Genomic DNA, 11,818 nt, shown 5'->3' on the forward strand with positions numbered 1-11,818 from the left:
CGGAGACACCATGTCCAGACTTCCCGCCCCGCTGAACGCGCTGCCGCTGCCCATCATCGGCTCGCCGCTGTTCATCATCAGCAACCCCAAGCTGGTGATTGCCCAGTGCATCGCCGGGGTCGTGGGCGCCATGCCTGCCTTGAATGCCCGCCCTGCATCGCAGCTCGACGAGTGGCTGGCCGAGATCACCGAGACGCTGGCGGCCTACAACCAGGCTCATCCCGACAAGCCGGCCGCGCCGTTTGCGATCAACCAGATCGTGCACAAGTCCAACGAACGCCTCGAGCACGACATGGAGATGTGCGTGAAATACAAGGTGCCCATTTACATCACCTCGCTGGGCGCGCGCGAAGACATCAATGCCGCGGCGCACAGCTACGGTGGTGTGGTGCTGCACGACATCATCAACAACAGGTTTGCGCGGAAGGCGATTGAAAAGGGCGCCGACGGCCTGGTCGCCGTCGCGGCCGGCGCGGGCGGACATGCAGGCGTCAAGAGCCCGTTTGCGCTGATCCAGGAAATCCGCCAGTGGTTTGACGGCCCGCTGGCGCTGTCGGGCGCCATCTCCACCGGTGGCGCCGTGCTGGCCGCGCAGGCCATGGGTGCCGACTTCGCCTACATCGGCTCGGCCTTCATCGCCACCGAAGAGGCGCGCGCCTCGGATGCCTACAAGCAGTCCATCGTGGACAGTAACAGCGATGACATCGTTTATTCCAGCCTGTTCACCGGTGTGCATGGCAATTACCTTCGGCCTTCCATTGTTGCCGCGGGCATGGACCCCGACAACCTGCCCGACGGCGACCTGAAGACCATGAACTTTGCAAGCGGCGAGGGCAGCAAGTCCAAGGCCTGGAAAGACATCTGGGGCTGCGGGCAGGGGATTGGCGCGGTTACCAAAGTGCAGAGCACCGCCGACTATGTCGCGCAGGTCAAGCGCGAATACCAGGAAGCGCGTCAAAGGGTTTGCGTTTAGGTTTTCTGCCGCATGAAGACGCCGGTCGCTGTCCTGACGCCATCCGCGCAGCGCCTGCCCGGTGTTGATGCCCTGAAGGCGCTGGGCTGCGTGCTGATCGTCTGGCACCACCTGGCGTTTTACGGCCCCATGAGCGACGTGGTCCACACGGCGGCGCCGGGGCTGATGAACTGGCTTTACGACTACGCCCGCATGGCGGTGCAGGTGTTTCTGGTGGTGGGAGGTTTTCTGGCCGCCAGCGTGCTGGCGCCAGAGGGGGTGGCCGTGTTCCGGCAGCCCGGCCGCCTGATCCTGCGCCGCTACCAGCGGCTGGCGCTGCCCCTCTTCGTGGCCCTGCTGGTCACCACGCTGGTCGCGGCGCTGGTGCGGCCTTGGCTGCCGCATCCTTCGGTGCCCGACATGCCCACCGTCTGGCAGGTGCTGGCCCATGTGTTCCTGCTGCAGGACATCGTGGGGCAGGAGGCCCTGTCGGCCGGCATCTGGTACGTGGCGATTGATTTCCAGCTGTTCGTGATGACGGTGCTGCTGTTCACGCTCACCAGCCACGCGCACAGGCGCTGGCCCGGCCTGCCGGCGCAGGCCGGGGTCTGGGCGGTGCTGGGGCTGGCGGCCGCATCGCTGGGGGTGTTCAACCGGCACGCGGCACTGGACATGACGGGGCTCTATTTTTTTGGCGCTTACGCCCTGGGCATGCTGGCCTGGTGGGCATCGCACAGCCCGCGGCCGGCGCGCTGGCTGCTGGCCATCGCGGTGCTGGGCGTGCTGGCGCTGGCGCTCGACTTCCGCGGTCGACTGCTGGTGGCGCTGGTGGTGGCCCTGAGCCTGGTGGCGCTGCAGCGCAGCCGGCCGGTGCGCTGGCTGCAGGCGCCGTGGCTGCTGCAGCTCGGCCAGATGTCCTACTCGGTGTTCCTGATCCACTTTGCCGTGCTCCTGGGGGTCAATGCCGTGGTCAGCCAGTTCTGGCCCACGCAGCTGGTGGCCAATGCGCTGGGTATGCTGGCGGCCTTCGGCCTGTCGCTGCTGGCGGGCCAGGCGCTGTACCTGGGCGTGGAGTCGCGGCGCCGGCCGGCGCGGGTGTCGCCCGGGTCGGGCGTCAGCGTCCCCTGAAACCCGTTTTATTGATGAAAAGTGATTCCAGCCAAGGAAGAACGGGCGCAGGCTGCTATTGAATAAATAGCGCTTCAGGCGGCGGCGATTGGCGAGCGGCAGGGCGGTGGCGGAGTGGCTATACTGTTCGTTTGTACAGTATATTTCTGTGCGTACCCCATGACCGAAGTCACCATTCCCCTGCACGCCATCAAGGGCCGCGGCACGGCCACGCGCCTGGCCCACCGGTTCGAGAAGGACACGCGGGCCGCTTATGACGACGGCTGGGGCACGCTGGAAGAGTCCGCCGCGGACCAGGCGGCCATCCCGACCGAGGTGGTGTTCGAGGACGCGCGCAGCGCGATCTGCCGCAATGATTCGCCCGACATCTACTTCGACTATTCGGTCAATCCCTACCGCGGCTGCGAACACGGCTGCATCTACTGTTACGCGCGGCCGACGCACAGCTACCTCAACCTCTCGCCGGGCCTGGACTTTGAAACCAGAATCATCGCCAAGCGCAACATCGCCGCCATGCTGCGCGCCGACCTGGGCAAACGCAGCTACGTGCCCAAGCTGATCAACATCGGCTCGGCCACCGATTGTTACCAGCCGGTCGAGCGTGAGCTGCGCCTGACGCGCGGCCTGATCGAACTGATGCAGGAGGTGCGGCACCCGCTGGCGCTGGTCACCAAGTCCAGCGGCGTCGAGCGCGACCTGGACCTGCTGGCGCCGATGGCGGCCGGCCATCTGGCGGCGGTCTACGTGACCATCACCACGCTGGACGGTGAACTCGCGCGCAAGCTGGAGCCGCGGGCGGCCGCGCCGCACCGGCGCCTGCGCACCATCCGGGCGCTGGCCGACGCCGGTGTTCCCGTGGGTGTGAGTGTGGCGCCGCAAATCCCGTTTGTGAACGACGACATGGAACAGGTGCTGCAGGCCGCCTTTGAGGCCGGCGCACGCACGGCGTTTTACACCGTGGTCCGCCTGCCCTGGGAAGTGGCGCCGCTGTTCAAACAGTGGCTGGCGCTGCATTACCCGCAGCGCGCGGACCGCATCATGGCGCGCATCCAGGAGATGCGCGGCGGCAAGGACTATGACAGCGACTTTGCCTCGCGCATGAAAGGCAGCGGCCTGTGGGCCGACCTGATCAAGCAGCGTTTTGAAAAAACCTGCCACCGGCTGGGCCTGAACCGCCAGCGCACCGAACTGGACTTCAGCCAGTTCAGGCCGCCGGTGCGGCCCTCCGCGCAGGGCAGCCTTTTCTAAACGACTGCTACTGCGACAGCTGCCGCGCGTGGTGCTGCAGGTGGTCGTCCATGAAGGTGGCGACGAAGTAATAACCGTGGTCGTAGCCCGCATGGCGGCGCAGCTGCAAGGGCTGGCCGGCTTGGGCACAGGCGGCTTCAAAAAGATGCGGGTGCAACTGCTCCGGCAAAAACTTGTCGGCCAGGCCCTGGTCGATCAGGATGCCGCCCGGGTAGGGCGCCCAGTGCGTGCTGGCTATCAAGGCCGTGGCATCGTGGGCCGACCAGGCGGTGGTGTCGGCGCCCAGGTAGCCGCTGAAAGCCTTGTGGCCCCAGGGGCACTGGCTGGGCGCGCAGATCGGCGCAAAAGCCGAGACCGACTTGAACAGGCCGGGGTGGCGCAACGCCAGCGTCAGGGCGCCGTGCCCACCCATCGAATGGCCGAAGATGCCGATGCGGCTGGCGTTCAGGGGCAGGGTGCCGGTCAGTAGTGGCAGCAACTCGCCGGTGAGGTAGCTTTCCATGCGGTAGTGCTGCGACCACGGCGCCTGCGTGGCATCGAGGTAAAAGCCGGCACCGACGCCGAAGTCCCAGCTCTCGGCTTCGCCGGGAAGGTTCGCGTCGCGCGGGCTGGTGTCGGGCGCGATCAGCGCCAGGCCGAGGCTGGCGGCCAGGCGCTGCGCACCGGCCTTGACCATGAAGGTCTCCTCGTTGCAGGTCAGTCCCGCCAGGTAGACCAGCGCAGGCAGGCTGCCGCCGGCGGCATCTATCGCGGCCTGCGGCGGCAGGAACACCGAAAACTTCATCGGCAGGCCGATGGTGCTGGAGGGGTGCTGGTAAAAACGCTGCACACCGCCGAAGCAGGCGTGTTCGCTGAGCAGTTCGGGCGATGTGTTCATGTCTGGAGTCGCTGTTGCACGAGTTCAAGCACGGCGTCGGCAAACAGCTGCGGCTTTTCCTGCGGCAGGTTGTGGCCGGCGCCGGGCACGATGCGGTGGGACCGCGGGCCGGTAAACAGGCGCGCGTGTTGGGCTGCGGCGGCGGGCGGGCGCACCCCGTCATCGCTGCCATCGAAGGTGATGCTGGGCACGCTGATGGGCGGCTGCGCCGCCAGGCGCCGCTCGATGTCGGCCAGCGTCGGATCACCCGTCACCAGGCCGAAGCGGTGGCGGTAGGACTGGATGACAACCTCCACGAAGTCCGGGTTGTCGAAGGCGGCGGCGCTGCGCTCAAAGGTAGCGTCATCAAAGGCCCAGGTCGGCGACCACAGTTTCCAGAGCAGGCGGCAGAAGGCACGCCGGTTGGCCGTCAGGCCCGCGCGGCCGCGCTCGCTGTGAAAGTAATACTGGTACCAGAGGCTGTGCTCGTTCTCTGGTGAGTCCGGCACCATGGCCCTGGCGATGTTCTGGATGTTGTAGCTGTTGAGCGACACCAGCCCGGCGCAGCGTTCCGGCCAGAGGGCGGCCACCACGCAGGCCGCACGGCCACCCCAGTCGTACCCCGCGAGCACGGCGCGTGGCACGGCCAGCGCATCCATGAGGGCCAGCAGGTCGGCGCCGATCGCGGCCTGTTCGCCCGATCGCGGCGCGGCGTCGCTGAGAAAACGCGTGGCGCCAAAGCCGCGCAGGCTCGGCACATACACCCTGCAGCCTTGCGCTGCCAGCAAGGGCGCCACCTCAGCGTAGGCATGCATGTCGTAGGGAAAACCGTGCATCAGGAACACCGGCGGGCCGTCCGCTGGTCCGGTCTCGTAGAGGGCCACATCCAGCACACCGGCGGTGACATGGCGCAGGGGCTGGAGCGTGTTCATGGGCATGACATCCGGTTCAGTAAAGCACCACGCCGCGGATCGACTCGCCGCTTTTCATCAGCTCGAAGCCCTTGTTGATGTCTTCGAGCGGCATGGTGTGGGTGATCAGATCGTCGATGTTGATCTTGCCGTCCATGTACCAGTCCACAATTTTCGGCACGTCGGTGCGGCCGCGCGCGCCGCCGAAGGCCGAGCCTTCCCATTTGCGGCCGGTGACGAGCTGGAAGGGCCGCGTGCTGATTTCGGCGCCGGCCTCGGCGACGCCGATGATGATGCTGCGGCCCCAGCCCTTGTGGGTGCATTCGAGCGCCTGGCGCATCACGGTCGTGTTGCCGATGCATTCGAAGCTGTAGTCAGCGCCGCCGTCGGTCAGCTGCACGATGGCGTCCACCACGTTGTCCACTTCCTTCGGATTGATGAAGTGGGTCATGCCGAACTTGCGCGCCATGGCCTGGCGGGCCGGGTTGATGTCCACGCCGATGATCTTGTCGGCGCCCACCATGCGGGCGCCCTGGATCACGTTCAGGCCGATGCCGCCCAGGCCGAACACGACCACGTTGGCGCCGGCCTCGACCTTGGCGGTGAACAGCACCGCGCCGATGCCGGTGGTCACGCCGCAGCCGATGTAGCAGACCTTGTCGAACGGCGCGTCCTCGCGGATCTTGGCCAGCGAAATTTCAGGCGCCACCGTGTAGTTGCTGAAGGTACTGGTGCCCATGTAGTGGAAGATGGGCTGGCCGTCCAGGCTGAAGCGGCTGGTCGCGTCGGGCATCAGGCCCTTGCCCTGGGTGCCGCGTATCAGCTGGCACAAATTGGTCTTGCGGGACAGGCAGAACTTGCACTGGCGGCATTCCGGCGTGTACAGCGGAATGACGTGGTCGCCCTTTTTGAGCGTGGTCACGCCGGGTCCGACATCGACGACGATGCCCGCGCCTTCATGGCCGAGGATGGCCGGGAAGATGCCCTCCGGGTCGGCGCCCGACAGCGTGTAGTAGTCGGTGTGGCAGATGCCGGTGGCCTTGATCTCGACCAGCACCTCGCCGAACTTCGGACCCTCGAGGTCCACGGTTTCAATGGTCAGGGGCTGGCCTGCTTTCCAGGCGACGGCGGCTTTGGTTTTCATGGGGGGCTTGTGTGTGAGGAAGGAGGAGAAGTTGGCACTATATGCCAGCGCCCGCGCGATCGCAGGCCGGGTCATGCATGACCCGCCTGCGCCGGTGTTTCAGGGGGAGAAAAATCGCGGTGGCCGATGGCCGGGTGGTCCCACCCGGCCATACTCCGCGCCGTTTTCTGTAATAAAAAGTGCCCGTAGCCCTTTCCTGCCGGATGCAGGTAGCTATGTTTTCGATAGCGGACTGCGGACTGCGGACTGCGGACTGCGGCCTGGCCTCAGGCGCTGAAGAAGCCCTTGAGCTTGTCGGTCCAGCTTTCTTCGGTCGGCGAGTGTTTGGCGCCGCCCTTTTTCAGGGACTCGTCGAGTTCCTTGAACAGCTTGCGCTGGTGCTCGGTCAGCTTGACCGGCGTTTCCACCGTGATGTGGCAGTACAGGTCGCCGGGGTAGCTCGAACGCACACCCTTGATGCCCTTGCCGCGCAGGCGGAACTGCTTGCCGGTCTGCGTGCCTTCGGGGATGTCGATGGCGGCCTTGCCGGCCAGCGTCGGCACCTCGATCTCGCCGCCCAGCGCGGCGGCGGGCATGCCAATGGGCACCACGCAGTGCAGGTCGTCGCCGTCGCGCTCGAAGATGTCGTGTTTCTTCAGGCGGATCTCGATGTAGAGGTCACCCGGCGGGCCGCCGTTGGTGCCGGGCTCGCCATTGCCGGTGGAGCGGATGCGCATGCCGTCGTCGATGCCGGCCGGAATCTTGACTTCCAGGGTCTTGGTGGTTTTGGTCTTGCCGACGCCGTGGCAGGCGACGCAGGGCTCGGGGATCAGCTTGCCGGTGCCCTTGCACTGCGGGCAGGTCTGCTGCACGCTGAAAAACCCCTGGCGCATCTGCACCACGCCGTGGCCGTGGCAGGTGGTGCAGGTGACCACCTTGGTGCCGGGTTTGGCACCGGTGCCGTGGCAGGTGTTGCAGTCGTCCCAGCTCGGGATGCGGATCTGCGCGTCCTTGCCGGTGGCCGCTTCTTCCAGCGTGACTTCCATCGCATAGCTGAGGTCGCCGCCGCGGTAGACCTGGCGGCCGCCGCGCTGGCCGCCGCGCCCCTGCTGGCCGCCAAAGACGTCGCCAAAAATGTCGCCGAAGGCTTCGGCGAAACCACCGAAACCTTCCGCGCCGGGGCCGCCGCCGCGGTTCGGATCGACACCGGCGTGGCCGTACTGGTCGTAGGCGGCGCGTTTTTGCGCATCGGAAAGCATCTCGTAAGCTTCCTTGGCTTCCTTGAATTTCTCCTCGGAGGCCTTGCTGGCGCTGCCCTGGTTGCGGTCAGGGTGGTGCTTCATCGCCAGCTTGCGATAGGCTTTCTTGATGTCTTCATCGCTGGCGTTTTTCGGAACACCCAGCGTGTCGTAGTAGTCTTTTTTGATGGCCATGGGAATTGCGTGTTCAGTGGAAAGGATTCCTGTGCCCCGGATACGGCAAAGCGGAATGCGGGGAAAACCCCCGATTCCGCTTCGCTGCCCGGAGGCGATGCATCAAAAAGGGGATCAGCCCTTTTTGACTTCCTTGACTTCGGCGTCCACCACATTGTCGTCGGCGGCCGGTTTGGCGGCGGCTTCTTCGCCACCTGCCGCGCCGCCCGCCTGGGCAGCCTGCGATGCCTGCATGTCGGCGTACATTTTTTCACCGAGCTTCTGGCTGGCTTCCATCAGGGCGGCGTTCTTCGCGTCGATGGCGTCCTTGCTCTCGCCCTTGAGCGCTTCTTCCATGTCCTTGATGGCCGCTTCGATCTTTTCCTTCTCGCCAGCGTCCAGCTTGTCGCCGTACTCGGTCAGCGATTTTTTCACGCTGTGCACCATGGCTTCGGCATTGTTCTTGGCCTGCACGAACTCGACCCGCTCCTTGTCCTCGGCCGCGTGGAGTTCCGCATCCTTGACCATTTGCTGGATCTCGGCTTCGGACAGGCCCGAGTTCGCCTTGATGGTGATCTTGTTTTCCTTGCCGGTGCCCTTGTCCTTGGCGCCCACGTGCAGGATGCCGTTGGCGTCGATGTCGAAGGACACTTCGATCTGCGGCGTGCCGCGTGCGGCCGGCGGAATACCCTCGAGGTTGAACTCGCCCAGCGCCTTGTTGCCCGAGGCGATTTCGCGCTCGCCCTGGAACACCTTGATGGTCACGGCCGGCTGGTTGTCTTCAGCGGTCGAGAAGGTCTGTGCAAACTTGGTCGGGATGGTCGTGTTCTTCTTGATCATCTTGGTCATCACGCCGCCCATGGTTTCGATGCCCAGGGACAGCGGGGTCACGTCGAGCAGCAGCACGTCGGAGCGGTCGCCCGACAGCACCTGGCCCTGGATCGCGGCACCGACGGCAACGGCCTCGTCGGGGTTCACGTCCTTGCGCGGCTCCTTGCCGAAGAATTCCTTGACCTTTTCCTGCACCTTGGGCATGCGGGTCTGGCCGCCGACCAGGATCACGTCATGGATGTCGCTGCTGGCGACGCCGGCGTCCTTGACCGCCACGCGGCAGGGCGCAATCGTGCGCTCGACCAGTTCCTCGACGAGTTGCTCCAGCTTGGAGCGCGTCATCTTGATGTTCAGGTGTTTCGGGCCCGAGGCGTCGGCCGTGATGTAGGGCAGGTTGATGTCGGTCTGCGCGCTCGACGACAGCTCGATCTTGGCCTTCTCGGCGGCTTCCTTCAGGCGCTGCAGGGCCAGCACGTCGTTCTTGAGGTTGACGCCGGATTCCTTCTTGAACTCGTCGATGATGAAGTCGATGATGCGCTGGTCGAAGTCCTCGCCGCCCAGGAAGGTGTCGCCGTTGGTGGACAGCACTTCAAACTGTTTCTCGCCGTCGACATCGGCAATCTCGATGATGGAGATGTCGAAGGTGCCGCCGCCCAGGTCATAGACCGAGATCTTGCGGTCGCCCTTTTCCTGCTTGTCCATGCCGAAGGCCAGCGCCGCGGCGGTGGGCTCGTTGATGATGCGCTTGACGTCCAGGCCGGCAATGCGGCCGGCGTCCTTGGTCGCCTGGCGCTGTGCGTCGTTGAAGTAGGCGGGCACCGTGATCACGGCTTCGGTGACCGGCTCGCCGAGGTAGTCTTCGGCGGTTTTCTTCATCTTGCGCAGGATGTCGGCGCTGACCTGCTGCGGCGACATCTTCTTGCCGTGCACCTCGACCCAGGCGTCGCCGTTGTCGGCGGCCACGATCTTGTAGGGCATCAGGTCGATGTCCTTCTGCACTTCTTTTTCGGTGAACTTGCGGCCGATCAGGCGCTTGACTGCGTAGAGCGTGTTCTTGGGGTTGGTCACGGCCTGGCGTTTCGCCGAGGCACCGACCAGCACTTCACCGTTTTCGAGGTAAGCCACGACCGACGGTGTGGTGCGCGCACCTTCCGAGTTTTCGATGACGCGGGGAACGTTGCCCTCCATCACAGCCACGCAGCTGTTGGTGGTGCCCAGATCGATACCGATGATTCTGCCCATGATTTACTCCTAGATTTTCTTGGTTAAGTTGTTTGAAGACGGGTGGCCGGGGATGTCAGCCGGGGGTCATGCGACCGTGGTGTTGACTTGTGGATAACTTGTCATGTTTCAAGTGCACCTCCCTCGATTCGCGGCGTTTATTTGGGCGCGGCCACGGTGACCAGCGCGGGCCGCAACACGCGGTCGGCGATCAGGTAGCCTTTTTGCAGCACGCCGACCACGGTGTTGGCATCCTGGTCGGCCGGCACCATGCTGATGGCCTGGTGCTGGTGCGGATCGAAGCGGGTTCCGGCAACGGGGTTGATCTCGATCACCTTGTTGCGTTCGAGCGCGCTCTTGAGCTGCTTGAGCGTGGCTTCGGTGCCTTCGCGGATCTGGGCAGCCGTGGCGTCCGCCTGCAGCAGGCCGGCTTCCAGGCTGTCGGTGACCGGCAGCAGGCTTTCGGCAAAACTCTCGACGGCGAACTTGCGCGCCTTGGCGATTTCGTCGTCGGCGCGGCGGCGGGCGTTTTCGGCCTCGGCCTTGGCGCGCAGGAAGTTGTCGGCCAGTTCGGTGTTTTTGGCCTGCAGCACGGCCAGTTCAGCCTGCGCTGCGCTCAGTGCATCGGCCTCGTTGGCGGCTTGGGCGGCCTCCAGCTCTTCCGGGCTGGGGGCGCCGCTAAGGTCTTGATTTTGTTCAGGTTGTTTGTTGTCGGACATGGTCGAAGGCGGTTGTTCAGGAGGACAAGAGGGCAGCTTGGGGCGGAAAAGCCCTTTTCAAGACAAGGAATTGCAGCCAGGTGCTGCGTTGTTTGCCGCCGCCGGTCGCAGATCGGTGCTATTGAATTAATAGCTGACTGCGCAGGTTCTAAAAGGGCTAGGGCCAGATTTTATGCCTGAAAACCGGCGCTGAAAGCGACCGCCACAAATAAAAAGACAGGCCCAGGGCCTGTCTTTTGTGGGGGCGGCGGTGCCTTATTTTTTCTTGACGGCCGCGACCTTGGTCTGGCTGGCGGTCCATTTGGCGGCGAAGGCCTGCACGTCGTTCAGGCGTTTGAGCAGGTCGGCGCCGAGGGCGGTGACGATGTAGCCGTCGTTGCCGTGACCCATCAGGCCGGCGGCGCGCAGTTCCTTGATGCGGGTGTTCAGGGTGTTCGGGGTGATGCTGCCCACGCTGTCCTGCAACAGCCGGAACGTCTGCGGATGACCGTCTTTGAGCGCCCACAACACCCGCAGGGCGTAACGCGATTCAAGCAGTTCAAACAGCTGTCCGACGGCGGCATTTTCTTTGGCACTCATGGGGGGCATCTCCTGGTCACGTTTTTTTGTCAGAGTTGATGGGCAAGCACGGGCCGGCAAGCGCGGGCTTGGAAGGCGAATATAGCGCAAATTCCGGACTGCTACTAGTTTTATAGCTGCCTGCGCCCGCAGGGTGTAGCTTCACAGCCAAAAGGGCTTGAAAAGTTGGAACGAATGCGGTAAGGGTGCGGGTCGCCAGGCCTCACAGGTAGATCTTTTGCAGCAGCCTGAGCAGGGTTTTGGTCTCGCTGGCAGAGAGCCGGGAGGCGACTTCGGCTTCCAGCGCTGCCGCGGTGTGTTCGGCGTCGCGCATCAGCTTGCTGCCGCTGGCGGTGAGGTGCAGGCCCATGGCCCGGCCGTCGCGTGGGTGCGGCTTGCGCGCAATCAGCTCACGCTTTTCCAGGCTGTTGACCATGGCCACCAGGTTGGGGGGCAGGATGCCCAGCGCCGTGCAGAGCTGGCGCGAGGTGATGCCGGGGTTGTGCGTGACCAGCGACAGCACCGAAAAATCCACCACCCGCAGGTCATAAGGCGCCATGCGCTCCATGAACACTTCGATGACCGCCAGCGCCGCACGCCTGGCGTTGTAGCCGATCAGGCTTTCCAGGTAGCTGGTGTCGACCTGGTCCACTGTGGCCGTGGCTGTGGCGGCCGGACCGGGCGGTTTGGGAAGATCGCGGGCGCTCATGGGTTGGGGTCTTTCTCTGTGCCTGGGTGTCGCGGAGGTGACTCTGTCAGCGGGCCGCGCAGCCCGTTGTTTGCGCCGGGGCGTCCAGCACCTCGTGCCGGATGCTCCGGATGTTGTCGAGGCAGGGCTGGCCGTTCATGCGTCAGGCGT

The 11,818-nt window shown here is 64.8% G+C and carries 11 protein-coding genes; 3 read left to right on the plus strand and 8 right to left on the minus strand.

All coding sequences use genetic code 11. The features are described 5' to 3' along the window. Nucleotides 1–10 precede the first annotated feature (10 nt). From B7G53_RS05935 to B7G53_RS05945, 3 genes are all read left to right on the plus strand, one after another. Nucleotides 11–973, plus strand: a complete 963-nt coding sequence (locus tag B7G53_RS05935; RefSeq protein ID WP_096664976.1) for an NAD(P)H-dependent flavin oxidoreductase — start codon at nt 11–13, stop codon at nt 971–973. A 12-nt stretch (nt 974–985) separates the two neighbouring features. Continuing rightward, nucleotides 986–2,080, plus strand: a complete 1,095-nt coding sequence (locus B7G53_RS05940; protein WP_096664979.1) for an acyltransferase family protein — start codon at nt 986–988, stop codon at nt 2,078–2,080. A gap of 159 nt (nt 2,081–2,239) precedes the next feature. Next, complete coding sequence (locus tag B7G53_RS05945; protein WP_096664982.1) at nt 2,240–3,328, plus strand: PA0069 family radical SAM protein; 1,089 nt, start codon at nt 2,240–2,242, stop codon at nt 3,326–3,328. A 7-nt stretch (nt 3,329–3,335) separates the two neighbouring features. Here B7G53_RS05945 and fghA read toward each other — a convergent pair whose 3' ends face one another. The 8 genes from fghA to B7G53_RS05985 all read right to left on the minus strand — a co-directional run bounded on the left by fghA (nt 3,336) and on the right by B7G53_RS05985 (nt 11,668). After that, nucleotides 3,336–4,205 (minus strand): S-formylglutathione hydrolase, encoded by an 870-nt coding sequence (fghA, locus tag B7G53_RS05950; protein WP_096664985.1) that lies wholly within the window; start codon nt 4,203–4,205, stop codon nt 3,336–3,338. Continuing rightward, entirely contained in the window at nt 4,202–5,116 is a 915-nt protein-coding gene (locus B7G53_RS05955) for an alpha/beta fold hydrolase (RefSeq protein ID WP_096665138.1), read from the minus strand. Before B7G53_RS05955 ends, fghA begins: the two co-directional genes overlap by 4 nt. 16 nt (nt 5,117–5,132) lie before the next feature. Continuing rightward, entirely contained in the window at nt 5,133–6,239 is a 1,107-nt protein-coding gene (locus B7G53_RS05960) for an S-(hydroxymethyl)glutathione dehydrogenase/class III alcohol dehydrogenase (RefSeq protein WP_096664988.1), read from the minus strand. 266 nt (nt 6,240–6,505) lie between these two features. After that, the gene (gene dnaJ / locus B7G53_RS05965) at nt 6,506–7,651 is read right to left on the minus strand and encodes a molecular chaperone DnaJ (protein ID WP_096664991.1); all 1,146 of its coding nucleotides are present in this window, start codon (nt 7,649–7,651) and stop codon (nt 6,506–6,508) included. Between the two features lie 114 nt (nt 7,652–7,765). Continuing rightward, entirely contained in the window at nt 7,766–9,703 is a 1,938-nt protein-coding gene (dnaK, locus tag B7G53_RS05970) for a molecular chaperone DnaK (RefSeq protein WP_096664994.1), read from the minus strand. A 137-nt stretch (nt 9,704–9,840) separates the two neighbouring features. Next, nucleotides 9,841–10,401: a nucleotide exchange factor GrpE gene (grpE, locus tag B7G53_RS05975; RefSeq protein WP_096664997.1), complete on the minus strand. Its 561-nt coding sequence runs from the start codon at nt 10,399–10,401 to the stop codon at nt 9,841–9,843. A 255-nt stretch (nt 10,402–10,656) separates the two neighbouring features. After that, nucleotides 10,657–10,980, minus strand: coding sequence for a winged helix-turn-helix transcriptional regulator (locus tag B7G53_RS05980; protein ID WP_096665000.1), 324 nt, complete (start codon nt 10,978–10,980; stop codon nt 10,657–10,659). 202 nt (nt 10,981–11,182) lie between these two features. Continuing rightward, on the minus strand, nt 11,183–11,668 hold the full coding sequence (locus tag B7G53_RS05985; RefSeq protein ID WP_096665003.1) for a MarR family winged helix-turn-helix transcriptional regulator: 486 nt from the start codon (nt 11,666–11,668) through the stop codon (nt 11,183–11,185). Nucleotides 11,669–11,818: the final 150 nt, after the last annotated feature.

The sequence above is a fragment of the Polaromonas sp. AET17H-212 genome (genome assembly GCF_002379085.1).
Lineage (GTDB): Bacteria > Pseudomonadota > Gammaproteobacteria > Burkholderiales > Burkholderiaceae_C > Polaromonas.

Excerpts from the sequence above, each read along its gene's own strand:
- B7G53_RS05935 (WP_096664976.1), top strand. The coding sequence starts at position 11 with ATGTCCAGACTTCCCGCCCCGCTGAACGCGCTGCCGCTGCCCATCATC.
- B7G53_RS05940 (WP_096664979.1), top strand. The coding sequence starts at position 986 with ATGAAGACGCCGGTCGCTGTCCTGACGCCATCCGCGCAGCGCCTGCCC.
- B7G53_RS05945 (WP_096664982.1), top strand. The coding sequence starts at position 2,240 with ATGACCGAAGTCACCATTCCCCTGCACGCCATCAAGGGCCGCGGCACG.
- fghA (WP_096664985.1), bottom strand. The coding sequence starts at position 4,205 with ATGAACACATCGCCCGAACTGCTCAGCGAACACGCCTGCTTCGGCGGT.
- B7G53_RS05955 (WP_096665138.1), bottom strand. The coding sequence starts at position 5,116 with ATGAACACGCTCCAGCCCCTGCGCCATGTCACCGCCGGTGTGCTGGAT.
- B7G53_RS05960 (WP_096664988.1), bottom strand. The coding sequence starts at position 6,239 with ATGAAAACCAAAGCCGCCGTCGCCTGGAAAGCAGGCCAGCCCCTGACC.
- dnaJ (WP_096664991.1), bottom strand. The coding sequence starts at position 7,651 with ATGGCCATCAAAAAAGACTACTACGACACGCTGGGTGTTCCGAAAAAC.
- dnaK (WP_096664994.1), bottom strand. The coding sequence starts at position 9,703 with ATGGGCAGAATCATCGGTATCGATCTGGGCACCACCAACAGCTGCGTG.
- grpE (WP_096664997.1), bottom strand. The coding sequence starts at position 10,401 with ATGTCCGACAACAAACAACCTGAACAAAATCAAGACCTTAGCGGCGCC.
- B7G53_RS05980 (WP_096665000.1), bottom strand. The coding sequence starts at position 10,980 with ATGAGTGCCAAAGAAAATGCCGCCGTCGGACAGCTGTTTGAACTGCTT.
- B7G53_RS05985 (WP_096665003.1), bottom strand. The coding sequence starts at position 11,668 with ATGAGCGCCCGCGATCTTCCCAAACCGCCCGGTCCGGCCGCCACAGCC.